This is a genomic window from Microbispora sp. GKU 823, assembly GCF_002027145.1.
GTDB classification, from domain to species: Bacteria; Actinomycetota; Actinomycetes; order Streptosporangiales; family Streptosporangiaceae; genus Microbispora; species Microbispora siamensis.
Genome location: NZ_MWJN01000077.1, coordinates 27308 through 42815 on the forward strand (window position 1 = coordinate 27308; position 15508 = coordinate 42815).

A 15508-nucleotide genomic window follows, 5' to 3' on the forward strand; every position below is an offset into this window, starting at 1 on the left:
GGGAGCGCTCGCTGCACGGCATCGCCGGCGCGTGTCAACTGTGTCGGTCGCGCCCTATCCGATGCCGAACCGGGCCCGGGCCAGGTCGCGCTTGGCGAGGGTGGCGAGGAAGGTCGACACCCCGGCGTGGGTGTGGAACATCGACATGTCCCGCCACACGCGCTCGATGCGCTCGCCGTGGCGCACGGCGCTGGAGCCGGCGGTGGGGAACAGGTACCGCTCCACCGCGCGCCAGCAGAGCGTGACGGCCTCCCCGCAGATGGCCGCGATGCGCAGCTCCTGCTCCTTGGTCACGGCGGCGGGACCGAGGGCCGCGGTCTCCCGCCACTGCCGGACGGCGTCCAGGGTCGCCGCCTCTGCCGTGGCGATCATGCCGGCGGCCTTGCCGTACCGGAACTGGTAGTCGGGGTCCTCGGCGCGGACCACGATGGGCGGGAAGGACGTCGTCCGGGTGCGCATGAGGTCCTCGTAGGCGTCCAGGGCTCCCTTCGCCATGCCGACGGCGAGCGCCGCGTCCTCCAGCACCATGAAGCTGAGCTGGCCGCCTCCATACTCGGGGTTGCCGTGCAGGGCCCGGCCGGGCGTGCCGTCGGTGACGGTCAGCTGGCTCATGTGCGCGGCGATGGTGTGGTGGTCGGGCACACGCCCGCGCTCGACGCGGATGCTGTGCGAGCCGCTGCCGCGCAGGCCGAGGGCGTGCCCCCAGTCGTCCAGGCGGGTCCACTGCTCGCGCGGCACGACGAACAGCATCGGCGCGGGCTCCCGCCCGTCGCCGGCGGAGACCATGGTGTGGCCCATGAAGTGCGTGGCGTAGGGCGATCCTGAGCAGTAGCCCCAGGTGCCGTCGATCACCCAGCCGCCGTCCGGGTGCCGCTCCGCGGCGCCGCTGGGGACGACGGTGGCGGGGCAGATGAAGTCGCCGCCGGCGAACAGCTCGGCCTGCGCCCGCTCCTCGAAGAGCGAGGCCACCGCGAGCGCGTGTGACGCCCCGAGGCAGTACATCCAGCCGGTCGAGGGGCAGCCGCGGGCCAGCGCGATGACCACGCGCACGAACGTCTCCACGCCGAACTCGTAGCCGCCGTACCGGCGAGGGACCAGGATCCGGTAGAAGCCGGCCCGGGAGAACTCCTCGTGCGTGTCCTCGGCGTAGAAGGTGCGCCGCTCGGTTTCGGCCTGGCGCTCGACCAGGGACGGCGCGATGGCCTCGGCCCGCGCCACGACTTCCGAGGGGGTGAGGTCCGGCTCGGGCGGGCCGGGAACGCGGTGTCCGGAAAGGGTCGCGGCTACTCCCATCGTTGCGCCGTCCTCACGCTCTCGTCGTCGAATTCGGCATGAGGCCAGCGTCGCAAGCCGGGCCCGCGGACCGCATCTCCCGTATTGCGATTCACGGTCCGCCGCCCGCCGATAGGGGCGGCGGCGGTGAAACAAGCACGCGCAGAGATGCCGCGAATCAGGCGGCCACGGACGATGGATGGCGAATTGTCCGTGTCTGGCGGCCGCGCCGTCGCGAAGCTCGGGCCACCAGGCAAACCCTTCCGGTGAAAGAGGCCGACGTACATGAGCTCAGACACGATCGTCATCGACGCCTGGTTCTCGCATTATCCGTTCCCGGCTTTTCTGGAGACCGTGCGGAAAAGGGCCGAGGAATTCGAGCGCGCCCACCCGGAATATCGGATCGACATCACCACCTGCTGGTGGCAGAAGCTGCCCGAGGAGGTCGCCGAGGCCGCCGCGCAGGGCCGGCCGCCCACGATCGCGTCGTACTACACCGGCGCCACCCAGCACGCGCGCGACACGCGGGCGCGGGACGGCCGCCCGCTCTACACCTCTGTGGAGAAGGCCATCGGCGGCCGCACGGAGATCCTCGGCGAGCCGGTCGTGCTGGACGACCTCGTGGACGCGGTCCGCGGCTACTACACCCTGGAGGGGGACCTGTCGTCGATGCCGCTGACGCTGTCGACGATGCTCCTCTACACGAACATGACGGTGCTCAGGGCCGCCGGGATCGCCGAGCCCCCGCGCACCTGGGACGAGGTCGACGCCGCCTGTCAGGCGATCGCGAAGCTCGACGGGGGCCCCTCGCACGGGATGGCCTGGGTGATCGACGGCAAGTTCGTCCAGCACGCGCTGGCCCAGCAGGGCGCGATCTTCGCCGGGCACCGCAACGGCCGGTCCGGCCGCGCGACCACCGTCGACCTCGCCACTCCCGAGATGCTGGCGTACGTGGACTGGTGGAACCGGCTCTACCGGCGGGGCCACTTCCTCTACACCGGTGCGATGCAGGACTGGGAGGGCACGTTCAAGGCGTTCACCGACCAGCGCATCGCCTTCCGGCTGAGCTCCTCGTTCGACGCCAAGTACATGGTCGAGGGCGCCCGGCGGGAGGGCTTCGACATCGCGGTCAGCCCGGTGCCGCACAACGGCCGCGTGCCGTACGCCGGCAACTGGATCGGCGGCGACTCGCTGTGGCTGGCGGACGGCCTGGACGACGCCGTGCGGGACGGCGCGCTGGCGTTCATGCTCTACCTCAACAATCCCCGCAACGCCGCAGAGTGGCACAAGGTGTACGGCTCCGCGCCCGTCACCAAGCCGGCGCTCGCGCTGCTGGACGAGGAGGGCTGGTTCGCCGACCAGCCCTACTTCCGGGTCGCCAGCGAGCAGCTCGAGATGATGGACGGCGAGCCGACCCAGGCGGTGATCGGGGGCTACGCCCACATCCAGCGCCTGGTGATGCGTGCCGTGGAGGACGTGCTGGTGCGGGGCGCCGACCCGGAGGCCCGTCTCAAGGAGGCCACCGCCGACGCGCAGGCGCTGCTCGACGGCTACCACGCCCACTGCCGCGAGGGCGGCCCGCGCGGAGCCTACTGGCTCCACGTCGACAGCTGACCGGAGCATCGAGAAGGAGGGCCGGGTCGCCCGGCCCTCCTCTCACACCACAGACACGCACAACGCCGAGGGGGCCCCGATCTCGTGGATCGGGGCCCCCTCGCTGCCGGTGACAACCGCGTGAGGCGTCGTCTCCCGCCCGCCGGTCGGAGCGGGTCAGGACACGACAACCGTCCGCCTGGCCCGGGTCTTCGGGTCCGGCGGCACGTCCAGGGGACGACCCGCGGTCCGGTACAGCCACCACTGCACGAGCATGAGGTTGACCACCCAGCCGAACCAACGGGCCGCCTCGATGAGGTAGGGAAGCTGCACGTGGTTCGCGATGCCGATGTTGACGATCACCGGGCCCCACACGTTGTTCATGACGAGCGCGAAGCTGTAGAGCATGAAGCGCCGGTGCAGGACCCACTTGCCGCGCACGGCCGCGATGTACGCGACGATGGTGGTGACCAGCCACAGGACCGTCGCCATCGTGACGCCGATCTGGCCGGTGACCGGAGCGAAGCGCACGATGACCAGGCCGGCCACGCCGGTCACCAGCGTGGCGACGACGTAGATGCGGCCGGCCCACCGGTGCACCGCGGGGCGGCGGCGCCGCAGCCGCGGCCACAGCTGGAGCACGACGGTCACCATCGTGACCGACCCCATGATGATGTGGGTCAGCAGCAGGGGGTAGTACAGCGAGAAGCCGTCGTGCGGCGGGATGGGCGCCTTGGTCTCGTCCAGGCCGGCGCGTGCGAACGGCGAGGTCTGGTAGACCAGGAACGCCGCGACGACGATCGCCAGCGGGACGATCCAGGGGCGGCGCCACCAGCGCTGCTCCCCGTGCGGGCGCCCGTTCAGGTCGCCGGCCTTCGGGACCGGCTTCTCGATTTCTATGCGGGTCATCGTTCGTACTCTCCTGTCGGAGCGCCCTCGGTCACCGGGGGCTGATGATGGTGCTCGTGCCGGGGGGCTGCTCCCCGGCGAGCAGGGCGCCGAGCGCGGCCGCGGCCGCCTCCGGTCCCCGCTGCCGCCGCACGTCGAGCCACGTCGTCGTCGACTCGACGAAGCGCCGCTCGGACGCGGCGTACCGCGCGTAGTAGGCGTCCTCGCCCTCCTCGGCCGCGGTCTGCATCTCGATCGCCGGGGTGAAGAACACCTCCGGCTCGGGGCCGGCCAGGCCGGGCGGGGGCAGGACGGACGCGTTGGGGTGGGTGAACCCGACCAGCGCCGTGTGGCGGAGCTCCCCGGCGAAGCGCTCGCAGACGGTGGTGCGCCGGACCGGGTCGCCGGTGAGGTCGACGAAGACGGCCGGCGGCGTCGGCGACAGCGAGGAGATCGCGTCGTAGGAGACGACCTTGTCGTACAGGCCGAGCCCCTCCACGAAACCGACGTTGCGGGCGGAGGTCACGCCCACGGCGGACAGGCCCACCTGCCGGAAGGCCAGCTCCTCGGCCAGTCCGATCGCCACCTTGCTGGAGGCGCTGGTGATCAGCACCGACTGGGCGCCTTCCGCGGCCTGCCGCTGCAGGAGGTCGGCGAGGTTGAAGGACGCGGGGTAGACGGGGTGGAGCACGGCCCAGCGGTCGTCCAGGGGGCCGGGTTCCGCCACGCGCTCGAAGGTGAGGTACCAGGGGTGCAGGAAGCCACGCTGGGGCGTGGTGTCGACGAAGCCCCGCGCCGTCGGCTGGGCGGCGACGACGTGGTGCGTGGACATGGGCATGTAGCCGAAGTACCTGTCACCCACGGCGATCTCGGGGTGGCGGGACTCCTCGACCCGCGCGAACCCCCACACGGGCACCCGGCCGTACCCCTCGGGACCGGGGAACGCCTGCCAGAAGGCGATCACGACGTCGTCGCCGAAGCGGGCGTACGTCGCGTTGTTGGTGGTGAGGCCGAAGCTCTCGACCGCGAGCCGGACCTCTCCCTCGCCCAGCGGAGCGGGCGTGGCCTCCCGCACCTCGCTCACCGTGAGGTCGTCGCGCCTGAACAGCAGGTCCCATCCAGCCGAACCGGACATGTCGTCTCCTTGCCGTGGTGTCGCGTCAGGCCGCGTTGATCGGAGTGTTCTGGTAGGCGGTGAGCAGCCACCGGCCGTCCTGCTTGGACAGCACCCAGGTGGCGCGGACGGCCCGCTCGGGGGCGGGCTCGGTCTCGCCGGGGGCCAGGACGCCGCCGCGCGTCACGAGCACGGCCGCGTCGGCGCCGAGGAACTTGGCCACCACGGGCTCGCCGGTGACCCGGGTGCCCTTGTACGGCCCGGCGAAGGCGCCCGCCATGAAGGCGCGGATCTGCTCGCGCCCGGTGACGAAGACGCCGGGGAGGATCATCGTGGCGTCCTCGGTGAAGACCTCCGCGAACGCGTCGGCGTCGTTGCCGCTCCAGGCCTCGATGATGCGGCCGGGCACCTCGCGGATGGCCGTCGCGTCGTCCACGACGGTGGGGGAAGAGCTGACGGGTGACATGGTTCGGTCCCTTTCACGATCGCTGGAAGGGGCGGGGACGGCGGATTCGGGCCGGATCGAGGATCCGCCCGGGGCCGTCCCCGCATTCGGAGTGTGGTCGCCGGTTCTCCCGGCACGCATCTTGCGGCGTGCGCTCTGCGCCGGCTCGTGCCGGGACGCGGCACGAGCCCTGCGGCGCGCCTCCTACACGGTCTGCCGCTGGCGCCGGACGACGCCGCGCGGCGGCAGCGTCTTCGGCCCGCGCAGCGACTGCAGCAGGATCCGCAGGAGCATCGCCGGGCGCTGCAGCGTCTCGGGACGCTCCACCTGGCCGGCCGCCCGCATGTACGCGGCGGTGACCTTGCCGTCCCTGGTGGCGGCGATGATCGTCCGCTTGGCCATCGCCTGCGCCAGGCGCACCTTGAACGTCCGCTTGCCCTCCACACCGGGGAAGCTGAGGTCCACGGTGTTGGTCATCTCCCACTGCGGGTCGATCACGGTCCTGGCCAGGTCGCGGAAGTACTCAAGCGGCCGGGGCGCGGCACCGGTGTGCAGGTGGTCGCGGATGACCAGCGCGGACTTCGCCGCGACCGTCATCCCGCCCGCGTACACGGGGTTGAAGCAGGTCACGGCGTCGCCGGTGACCAGCAGGCCCTGGGGGAAGCGGGGCATGTCCTCGTAGCGGCGCCGCATCGTGGTCGGGAAGCGGAACGCCACCGGCTCGGTGAGGGGCTCGGCGTCGCGCAGCGCCTCGGTGTACTCCGGGATGCCGAGCGAGTCGATCCAGGCGTACAGGCCGGCCTGGTCGGTCGGCGGGTGGTCGCCCAGGATGCCGTAGGTCGTCATCTCGACGCGGTCGCCCTCGGTCTTGGCGAAGATGCAGCCGCGGGGCAGGCCCGGGTGCGCGACCACGTTGATCGACAGGTCGCCCTGGTAGGGGTCGGAGTTCAGCCGGTAGTACTGCGTCACGTAGCCCAGGCCGATCTTCTTGCGGTCCTCGGGCACCGGCGGGTAGCCGAGCTCCTCCAGCCAGACCGGGGTGCGCGAGCCGCGCCCGGTGGCGTCGACGACGAGGTCGGCGTCGAGGACCTCCACGTCCTGGCCCTGGCGCTGCACGCGCACGCCGGTGATCCGGCTGCGGTCCGGCGTGGCCTCCAGGCCGAGGATGTCGGTCTGCTCCACGAGCCTGACGTTGGGCAGGGCCTGCGTGCGCTCACGGACGTGGTACTCCAGCTTCGGGCGGCTGGCGCCCACACACAGCATGTCCGCCGTCTGCTGCTGCAGCCGCTTGCCCAGCATGTACCAGCGGACCGTCCCGCCGAGGTCGCCCTTCGGCACGCCGTCGGCGAACAGCTCCTCGGTGATGCCCGGGTACATCTGCTCGATTGCCCGCTGGCCACCGGTCAGCAGGCCGTTGATGTGCTTGCCCTGCGGGCAGCCGCGGCGGGGCTCCTGGACCCCGGCCAGCAGGTCCCGGTCCACGACGAGCACTTCGTCGTACGCGTCGGAGAGCACCCTGGCCGCGAACAGGCCGGCGAGACTGCCTCCGAGAACCACGGCGCGAGTCTTGATCCCGTCGCCCATCCCGTTACCTCCTACGACTTTCTGGATTGATCTGTTGACCGGAGGCGGATCGTCGTCCACGTACGCGGACCGGCTGCCGGTCGGGGCGTTGAGCGGGGAACCCTCAGGCGGGCCGGAGGGAGTTCAGTTGGGGATGGAGCCGACCAGGCCGCCGTCGACGACGATCTCCTGGCCGGTGATGTACGAGGAGCGGGGCGACAGCAGGAAGAGCACCGTCTCCGCGATCTCCTCGGGGTCGCCGATGCGGCCCAGCGCCACCTGGCCGCGGAAGAACTCCCGCACCTGCTCCTGGTTGCCGGTGACGACGTCCAGCATCGGCGTCTGGACGTGGCCGGGGGTGACGGCGTTCACCCGGATGCCGCGCTCGGCCAGGTCCGGGGCGAGCGTGCTCGCCAGGCTCAGCACCGCCGCCTTGCTGGCGGCGTACAGCGCTCCCATGGCCGCGCCGCGGTGTGCGAGCCAGGACCCGTTCAGGACCACCGATCCGCCGTCGCGCAGCAGCGGCAGGGCCTTCTGCACGGTGAAGAGGGTGCCCTTGAAGTTGGTCCCGACCACCAGGTCGTAGTCCGCCTCGGTGATGTCCGCGGCCCGCGAGGCGAACGGCACGCCCGCGTTCGCGAAGACCCCGCCGAGGCCGCCGAACCGTTCCCCCACCCGGTCCATGAGCCGGTCCAGGTCGTCGCAACGGGACACGTCGGCCGGCACGGTGAGGAGCCGCTCGCCGTGCCCGAGCTCCCGGGCGGCGGCCTCCAGCCGGTCCTCGTCACGCCCGGCCAGCGCGACGCGCGCACCGGCCTTCAGCAGACTCCGGGCGGTGGCCAGGCCGATGCCGCTGCCGCCGCCGGTAATGAGTACGGCGATATCCGCGAATTCGCTCATGCTGTCACTTCACACCGCCGCCGCGCGGTTCCGCATCTCATGGAATGCTCATGCGCGGCCATTCATATGTGGCCTGGTGGCCGCCGGAAAGTGTCCAGCACACTGGGAGAAGACCCGTAAGGCCACCGGTGCGATGATTTCCGCGGACGTTTCGCGATCGCGGGTCTATTCGAGTTCAACACGTGGTTGCCGGTCCACGCGGAATATGGCCGATCCATGCCTTCGAGCATTTATGGAAAGGATTCGCCGATGAGCGTTGCCACGATTACCCCCGCCGTGGCCGACCTCCTGGACTCGTTCGAGAACGCCGCCCCCGACCGGCTCGACGCCGAGTTCCAGCGGCTGACCGGGGCCCTGTGGTCGGAGGGCGCGCCGACAGCCCTCGCCGAGTCCACCGTGCCCGCTCTGATCGCGCTGCTGGACCGCGCCGGCGACGACCGCCGGGGGCTGCTGGCCGTGCTTCTCGGCCTGCTCGCCGAGACCGACCTCCAGGACGGCGGCGGCGAGGTGGCCGCCGCGGTCCGCGAGGGCCTCGACCGCTACCTCGACCTGCTGCGCGGCGGCGACTCGCGGTCCCCGCTGACGCTCGCCCTCCTCTACCTGCTGTCGCACTTCCCCGCCGACCGCGACCGGATCCTCGCCGCCGCGGGGGGAGGCCGCGCTCGACGAGGAGGACCTGACGAGGCTGGAGCGGACGCTGCGGCTCCTGGACCCCGCCGACCCGGACCTCGGCCGGTGCTGGCCCGCGCCGTCGGTGTGGTCCCTGGACGAGACGGAGCGCAAGTTCGACCAGCGGTGGATCCGCGAGCTCACCCCCGAGCAGGTCAGGGCCAACTGGGACTACGACACCCAGACGGTGCTGGCCTACTCCGGCGCGAAGGCCTACTGGGCGGCCCGCAACGGGACCCCCGCCCCTTCGAAGGCGCGGCCGATCGACGACAGGCTGCGGACGAGCCCGTCCCCCGTGGCGCCGACATCTTCCGGCGGCACGCCGGGGCGCTGCGCTGCCCGGGCTGCGGCGGCGCCTTCGAGCTGAGGGACACCGGCGCCCGGTGCGACCGGTGCGCCACCTCCTACCCCATCGCGCACGGCATCCTCGACCTGTCCGCGGGCGTGCGGGACGCGGCGGACGTCGCCGACGACGTCACCGCCGACCTGCTGCAGAAGCTCGCCGAGATGCCCAGCATGGGCCTGTACTACGAGTCGGTGCTCCGCCCGGCCTTCCTCCGGGTGGCGGGCTCCAACTGGGGCGACGAGGTCACGTGGGACGACGAGGACGCCTACATCGCGGAGCACGTGCGGCCCGTGGACGGGCCCGTGCTCGACCTCGCCGCCGGCGCGGGCAGGTGGACCGAGGTCCTGGCGCGGACCGTCGGCGCCGAGCGGGTGATCGCCCTCGACGCCGGGCTGCCCATGCTGAACGTGCTGCGGCGCAGGCTCGCCGACGTGCCGGCCGTCCTCGGCGACGCGCTGGCCCTGCCCTTCGCCGACGCCAGCCTCGGGGCGGTGCAGTGCTGGAACGCGCTGCAGGCGTTCCCCGAGGACGCCGAGCGGGTGATCGGCGAGGTGGGACGGTGCCTGCGGCCCGGCGGCACCTTCACGATGATGACGTTCCGGTTCTCGGACGACCCGGTGGAGCGGCACTTCCAGGAGTCCCACCACTTCCCGAGCCGCCCGGAGGGCATGCTGCTGTTCGACATCGGCCGGATCGGCGAATGGCTGGACGGCGCCGGGATGACCGTCCAGGACCTGTCCGGTCCCGGCACGTTCGTCTTCGTCACCGCGGTACGGCGGTGAGCGGCGCAGCGGCGACCCGGGCCGCCGGGCGGGACCCGGGCGTCACGCCGCCGGGGACGGCGGAGTACGAGGCCGCGACCGCGGTCTTCAACCTGCACGCGCCGGTGCGGCCGGCCGCGGCGGTCACCGCGCGGACCGTGGACCAGGTCCGCGCGGCCGTCCGGTACGCCCGCGAGAACGGCCTGGGTGTGCGGGCGCACACGACCGGGCACCAGTCCGCCGCCGCCCGTCCCATGGGCCGCGCCCTTCTGGTGCGCACGCTGCTGGACGGACCGGTCGAGGTCGACGCGGCGCGGCGCAGGGCGCGGATCCCGGCGGGCACCCGCTGGGGCGCCGTGGTGGAGGCGGCCGCCGCCCACGGCCTGACCGCCGCGCACGGCTCGTCGCCGACCGTCGGCGTCGTCGGCTACCTGCTGAGAGGCGGTCTGAGCTTCTACGGCAGGAAGGTGGGTCTCGCCGTCAACACCGTGCGCGCGGTCGAGCTGGTCACCGCGGACGGCGAGGTCCGCCGGGTGGACGACGCGTCGGACCCGGAGCTGTTCTGGGCGTTGCGCGGCGGGGGAGGGGGATTCGGCGTCGTCACCGCCATCGAGATCGACCTGTTCCCCGCGGCCCGGGTCGTCACCGGGGCGGCCTTCTGGCCCGCGGCCCACGCCGCCCGGCTGCTGTCGGCGTGGCGCAGGTGGACCTTGGACGCGCCGCCGGAGGCGTCCACCTCCCTCCGCATGATGAACCTCCCGCGAGTGCCGGAGGTGCCGGACGTGCTGTCGCGGGGCACGATGCTGTGCGTCGACGGCGCGGTGCTGTGCGAGTCGGAGGACGACGTGGCGACGGCGCGCCGGCACGCGGAGGACCTCCTCGGGCCGCTGCGCGCCGTCGCGGAGCCGGTGCTGGACACCTGGCACCTCACCACGCCGGCCGCGGTGCTCGAGACGCACATGGATCCGGCGGACCCCGTCCCCATCCTCGGCGACCACCTGCTCCTGCGGGAGATCGACGAGGAGGGCGAGCGGGCGTTCCTGCGGGTGACGGGGGAGGGCTCGGGCTCGCCTCTGATCCTGGCCGGCCTGCGCCAGCTCGGCGGGGCGATCTCCCGCCCGGTCCCGGGCGCGGGCGCGCTCGGGCACCGTCGACGCCCGCTACGCCGTACTCGGGGGCGGGGGGCGGCCGGACGGCCCGGCCGCCGAGGAGACGATCAGGCGGCACTGCGCGAAGGTGCGGGCGGCGCTCCAGCCGTGGGACACCGGCCGCACGGCCCCCACCTTCGTGGAGACCTTCGACCAGCCGCAGGGGCATCTCGGCGCCGAGCAGGTGGCGGCCGCCGACCGCGTCCGCGCGCGGGTCGATCCGGCCGGGCTGTTCCTCGGCGACGCCATGGCGAACACGTCCGCCCTGCTGTGACACACCCTCGAACTGCTGGCGCAGCCGCTCAGGGCACGGCCGTACCCCGATCGGCAGGTACGGCCCGGCGCTCGCGTCCACCACCGTGCGGCCGGGTCAGCCGGCCGCGGCGCGCAGCCGCCCGAGCCGGTGCTCCCAGCCGGCGCGGTGGTTGCCGATGTGGGCCGACGGCAGGTCGCGGTGCGTGAGTACGACCATCGTGTCGTCGCCGTCAGGGGTCAGCACGACCTCGACGGTCGATCCGCCGGGCGGCAGTGCGTCGCTGCCGGGGATGCCCCAGCTGAACACGACGCGGTACGGCGGCTCGACGGTGATGTAGACACCGCGGGCGACGACCTCGCCCATGTCGAGCGAGAACACGCCGCCGGGCCGCGGGTCGAGCTCGGCCCGGTCGCCGATCCACTTGACGATGAGCGCGGGGTCGGTGAAGTACGGGAAGACCACCTCGGGCGGTGCCTTGATGTGCTCGGTCGCGACGATGACGTCTGTCGGGCCAGAACTCGGAGAGCAGCTCGCGCACCGGCTCGAGCGACTCGTGGCGCAGCGCGTAGAGGCGGCGGGTCCCCTCGCGGCGCTCGGTGAGGAGGCCGGCCTGTTTGAGCACGCCGATGTGCTGGCTGACCGCCTGCTGGGTGAGAGTGAAGCTCGCCGCGATCTGGCCCGCGGGCAGCTCGGCGTGCTGGACGAGGCGCAGGATCTGTCGACGGTGCGGGTCGGCGAGCGCCCGCAGCACCGCATCGGGTGCGGCGGACGTCGGCTGCTTCTGCTCGGCCATCGGACTAGGATCTCAGGCCCCGAACGGGGTGCCGGTGCCGGTCTTGGCGAAGGTCTCGATGCTCGCCATGAAGTACGTCCAGGCGGCGACGCAGGAGTCCCAGCACTCGAGCTGCGTGGTCAGGCCGGCGTGCCGGAAGCGGAGCTCAGTGCCGGCGCCGGCGGGGACGATGTCGAACTCCATCGTCGTGCCGAGCCACTCCTGGGTGTGTCCGGTGGGTGTGGTTCCGTCGGGCGTGATGGACTCCCAGACCACGCGGGTGGGCCCGGCTTCGAGGACGCGCATCGCGTTGACGCCGTGGTCGCCGAAGCTGGTGACGAGCGTGCCGCCGACCGTTCCATCGCCCTCGGTCGGGCCCCACCAGCGGCTGACGCCGGCGGCGGAGGTGAAGAGCGCCGACACGGTCTCGGGGCTGGAGGGGAGGTTCAGGACCGCGGTGAAGTCCTCGGCCCGCGTGCTGGTGGTGCTGGTCATCCCGGTCTCCTCTCGGATGTACAAGCAATTTCTTGTACAAGCTAATGCTTGTAAAAGCAGGCAGACCTCTGCCGCGTGTCAAGGGCCGCAAAGCACCTCGTGTCGGACGGGACGGGCCGCCGGCCCGGGTCGTCTCCCCGGCCGGCGGCCCTTTGCCGTCGTGCCCCTGGCTACACCTGGCCGGCCGCGGCCTTCTCCGCGCTGCCGTCGGCCGTGTCTCCGGCCGTGCCCGCGGCGTCCGGCCCGGCGGCCTCGGGCTGCGCGCCCAGCGGGGGGGTGTGCCTGAGCCGGACCAGCGCCACGACCGTGACGACGGCCATGACGGCCGCGCTGACGGCGGCGACGCTGTTGAGCGAGGTGGTGAACGCGTCCCTGGCCGCGGCGAGCAGCTGCTCGCCCAGCTCGGCGGGCACCCGGCCGGCCGCCGCGACGGCGCCGTCGATGTTCTCCCGGGCGGCGGTGGCGGCGGCGGGGGGCACCGCGCCGGGCACCTCGATCTGGGCGCGGTAGACGGCGACGCCGAGCGTGCCGACCGTCGCGATGCCCAGGGAGTAGCCGAACTCGCTGCTGACCTGGGTCAGCGACGACGCCGAGCCGGCCTTCTCCGGCGGCGCGGCGCCGACGATCAGGTGCGTGCCCAGGGCCAGGAGCGGGCCGCCGCCGAGGCACCACACCGCGAACCCGGTCACCAGGGGGGCCGACCCCGAGGCGGCGTCCGCCTGGGTGAGGATCAGCAGCCCGGCCACCACGACGGCGAGACCGCCCGCGATGAGGTGACCCGGGCGGAACCGGCGCGCGAGGATCGGGGCGACGAGCATGCTCACCGTGCTGACCGCCATGCCGGGGATCAGGCCCAGCGCCGACTGCAGCGGCGAGAGCCCGTCGACCGACTGGAAGTACTGCGTGACGAACACCAGCGTCGTGCCCGTGAGCATCGTGTAGAGCAGCGCGGCGACGAGTGTGACGGTGAGGGTGGGGTTGGCGAAGAGGCGGAGGTCGAGCAGCGGATCGGCCAGCCGGCGCTGGCGGCGTACGAAGACGGCGCCGAAGGCGAGGCCGACCACGAGGGCGACCAGCGGCAGCGGCCGCCAGCCGTATCTGACCAGCTCCTTGATCCCGTAGACGGCGGGCAGCACGGCGGCCAGGGACAGGGCCACGCTCGCCAGGTCGAGTCGGCCGGCGTCGGGGTTGCGCGACTCCGGCACCACGAACGGGACCACCAGCAGGAGCAGCGCCATGGCCGGCACGGCCAGCAGGAACACCGAGCCCCACCAGAAGCTCTCCAGCAGCACGGCGCCCGCCACCGGGCCGATGATCGCACCCGCCGTGAAGCAGCCCGCCCATATGCCGATGGCCAGCGCCCGCTGCCGGTCGTCGCCGAACATCGTGCTGATCAGCGCCAGGGTGGACGGTGCCAGCGTCGCGCCCGCGACGCCGAGCAGGGCGCGCGCCGCGATGAGCATGACGGGGTCGGTGGCGTACGCCGACAGCACGGACGCGATGCCGAACCCGGCCGCCCCGATCAGCAGCAGCCTGCGGCGGCCGATGCGGTCTCCCAGGGAGCCCGCCGTGATCAGGAAGCCTCCGACCATGAATCCGTAGATGTCGACGATCCACAACTGCTGGGTGGCGCCGGCGCCCAGGCTCGTGCTCAGGTGCGGCAGCGCCAGAAGCAGGACGAAGACGTCGAAGGAGACGGCCAGGGTGGCCAGGGCGAGCGCGCCGAGGCCGATCCACTCGCGCGGGCCGGCTTTGCGCGGTGTGTCGTCTGCAGTCACGTTCTCGAACCTTTCGCGATCGTGGGGCCTCTGGTCCGGGCGGCGGACGGATGGTCTGCACCGCCCGGCGCTCATGGTGACGGCATTCCACGGTTACACGCGATGGGAGCCGCGAAATGCTGCACGGCCGGAGAAAATCGATACGTTTCCGGGGTGAGCACGATGGAAGAAGACGCTCGGCATCGGGGCCGGGCAGGCTATAACTTCAAACTGTGCCTGAGGGCCCGGCTGAGGAAAGGCAATGGCCCGGTCCTCGCGGCCTATTCCGGACAGCCGCGACAATTCGGAGAAATCCCACATGACTCACACAACATCGGCGGACGGCACCACCATCGCGTTCGATCGGTCGGGCGAGGGACCGGCGGTGATCTTCGTGCAGGGCGGCTTCACCGATCGGAGCCACCCGACCTGGAGTGGTCTCGCCGCCGCCCTGTCGCCGCACTTCACGGTCTACAACTACGACCGGCGCGGTCGCGGGGGCAGCGGCGACCACGAGCACTACGCCGTCGAGCGCGAGATCGAGGACCTCGCCGCCCTCATCAAGGACGCCGGCGGTGAGGCCTTCGTCTTCGGCGGCTCCTCGGGCGGCGCGCTCGCGCTGGAGGCGGCGGCCCGCGGGCTTGCCATCACGAAGCTGGCGGTCTACGAGCCTCCGTACATCGTCGGCGACAGCCGCGCCCCGCTCCCGGACGACTTCCAGGAGCAGCTCAGCGCCCTGATCGAGGAGGGACGCCGCGGCGACGCGGTCGAGCTCTTCATGGTCCAGGCGTCGGAGGTGCCCGCCGAGATGGTCGCCGGGATGCGTACCCAGCCGTTCTGGCCTGACGTCGAGGCCGTGGCCCACACCCTTCCGTACGAGGCCGCCGTCGTGGGCAGGGGCAACAGGCTGCCCGCCGAGCGGCTGGCCGGGATCACGATTCCCACCCTGGCCCTGGCCGGCGAGAACAGCCCCGAGTGGCTGCGCCAGGGGGCCAAGGCCGTGTCCGAGACCGTCCGCGACGCCGAGTACCGGGTTCTGGAGGGCCAGGCCCACGACGTCAGCCCGGAGGCGCTCACCCCCGTGCTGAAGGACTTCTTCAACGGCTGAGCGTCCGCTCACCGATCTCCGCATCCCCTCGCCGCGATCTTCGCGCGGCGGGGGGATGTCGCGTTCACGGGGGCTCTGCGATGGCAGGAACCGGAATCCGCTGTCACCTTGCTGCCGCCGTCCCCACCTGGTCGCGCCGCCGTGACGGTACGACGATCGCCGGTGAACGGGTCCCCGGCCGGAAGGCGGCGGTGTCGCGCCGCCCGGCCGGGGCCCGCGCCTTCCCCGCCGGCCGTGCCCCCGAAGGGCACCTCGACAAGGGATGATCAATGTCTGCTTCACTCCGCCGCGTCCTCGTGCTCGGCTGCGGCCTGATCGGCACCTCCGTGGCGCTCGCCCTGCGGGCCGCCGGCGTCCACGTCCGCCTGGCCGACCGGGACCTGCGCGCCGTGCAGCACGCGGAGCGGTTGGGCGCGGGACT

Annotated in this window: 14 protein-coding genes and 1 pseudogene; 5 read left to right on the forward strand and 10 right to left on the reverse strand. The window is 72.5% G+C overall.

The genetic code is table 11. The annotated features are described in order from the left end of the window. Positions 1-54 precede the first annotated feature (54 nt). Positions 55-1293 carry an acyl-CoA dehydrogenase family protein gene (locus tag B1L11_RS31355; protein WP_079319006.1) on the reverse strand — a complete coding sequence of 413 codons (1239 nt, stop codon included), beginning with the start codon at positions 1291-1293 and terminating at the stop codon, positions 55-57. A 264-nt stretch (positions 1294-1557) separates the two neighbouring features. Here B1L11_RS31355 and B1L11_RS31360 point away from each other — a divergent pair, with 264 nt between their 5' ends. After that, positions 1558-2886, forward strand: a complete 1329-nt coding sequence (locus B1L11_RS31360; RefSeq protein ID WP_079319007.1) for an extracellular solute-binding protein — start codon at positions 1558-1560, stop codon at positions 2884-2886. 156 nt (positions 2887-3042) lie between these two features. Here the strand turns inward: B1L11_RS31360 and B1L11_RS31365 are convergent, their stop codons facing one another. From B1L11_RS31365 to B1L11_RS31385, 5 genes are all read right to left on the reverse strand, one after another. After that, complete coding sequence (locus B1L11_RS31365) at positions 3043-3774, reverse strand: DUF2306 domain-containing protein (RefSeq protein ID WP_218671432.1); 732 nt, start codon at positions 3772-3774, stop codon at positions 3043-3045. Between the two features lie 31 nt (positions 3775-3805). Further along, entirely contained in the window at positions 3806-4888 is a 1083-nt protein-coding gene (locus tag B1L11_RS31370; protein ID WP_079319008.1) for a DUF2855 family protein, read from the reverse strand. 25 nt (positions 4889-4913) lie between these two features. After that, on the reverse strand, positions 4914-5333 hold the full coding sequence (locus B1L11_RS31375) for an SgcJ/EcaC family oxidoreductase (RefSeq protein ID WP_079319009.1): 420 nt from the start codon (positions 5331-5333) through the stop codon (positions 4914-4916). Between the two features lie 183 nt (positions 5334-5516). Further along, positions 5517-6896, reverse strand: coding sequence for an NAD(P)/FAD-dependent oxidoreductase (locus tag B1L11_RS31380; RefSeq protein ID WP_204052631.1), 1380 nt, complete (start codon positions 6894-6896; stop codon positions 5517-5519). 123 nt (positions 6897-7019) lie between these two features. Next, a complete protein-coding gene (locus B1L11_RS31385) occupies positions 7020-7775 on the reverse strand; it encodes an SDR family NAD(P)-dependent oxidoreductase (protein ID WP_079319010.1) in 756 nt (251 codons plus the stop codon). Positions 7776-8024: 249 nt separating this feature from the next. Here B1L11_RS31385 and B1L11_RS31390 point away from each other — a divergent pair, with 249 nt between their 5' ends. Together B1L11_RS31390 and B1L11_RS31395 are read left to right on the forward strand one after the other, a co-directional pair. Then, positions 8025-9572 carry a class I SAM-dependent methyltransferase gene (locus B1L11_RS31390; protein WP_218671433.1) on the forward strand — a complete coding sequence of 516 codons (1548 nt, stop codon included), beginning with the start codon at positions 8025-8027 and terminating at the stop codon, positions 9570-9572. Beyond that, the gene (locus tag B1L11_RS31395; RefSeq protein WP_256863051.1) at positions 9569-11161 is read left to right on the forward strand and encodes an FAD-dependent oxidoreductase; all 1593 of its coding nucleotides are present in this window, start codon (positions 9569-9571) and stop codon (positions 11159-11161) included. Before B1L11_RS31390 ends, B1L11_RS31395 begins: the two co-directional genes overlap by 4 nt. On the opposite strand, the gene B1L11_RS47285 is transcribed toward B1L11_RS31395, so the two are convergent. From B1L11_RS47285 to B1L11_RS31415, 4 genes and pseudogenes are all read right to left on the reverse strand, one after another. Then, positions 11070-11417, reverse strand: a complete 348-nt coding sequence (locus B1L11_RS47285; protein WP_179155408.1) for an SRPBCC family protein — start codon at positions 11415-11417, stop codon at positions 11070-11072. The genes B1L11_RS31395 and B1L11_RS47285 overlap by 92 nt on opposite strands. Positions 11418-11508: 91 nt before the next feature. Beyond that, positions 11509-11748, reverse strand: a pseudogene (locus B1L11_RS55350) (ArsR/SmtB family transcription factor); the annotation flags it as partial. Positions 11749-11760: 12 nt separating this feature from the next. After that, positions 11761-12222, reverse strand: a complete 462-nt coding sequence (locus tag B1L11_RS31410) for an SRPBCC domain-containing protein (protein WP_079319011.1) — start codon at positions 12220-12222, stop codon at positions 11761-11763. Between the two features lie 170 nt (positions 12223-12392). Then, positions 12393-14000 carry an MFS transporter gene (locus B1L11_RS31415; protein WP_079319012.1) on the reverse strand — a complete coding sequence of 536 codons (1608 nt, stop codon included), beginning with the start codon at positions 13998-14000 and terminating at the stop codon, positions 12393-12395. Positions 14001-14298: 298 nt separating this feature from the next. Here B1L11_RS31415 and B1L11_RS31420 point away from each other — a divergent pair, with 298 nt between their 5' ends. Both B1L11_RS31420 and B1L11_RS45795 read left to right on the forward strand, forming a co-directional pair. Continuing rightward, complete coding sequence (locus B1L11_RS31420) at positions 14299-15087, forward strand: alpha/beta fold hydrolase (RefSeq protein ID WP_079319013.1); 789 nt, start codon at positions 14299-14301, stop codon at positions 15085-15087. 269 nt (positions 15088-15356) lie between these two features. Next, positions 15357-15508: 3-hydroxyacyl-CoA dehydrogenase NAD-binding domain-containing protein (locus B1L11_RS45795; protein WP_256863052.1), on the forward strand; the 152-nt coding region annotated here is incomplete at its 3' end.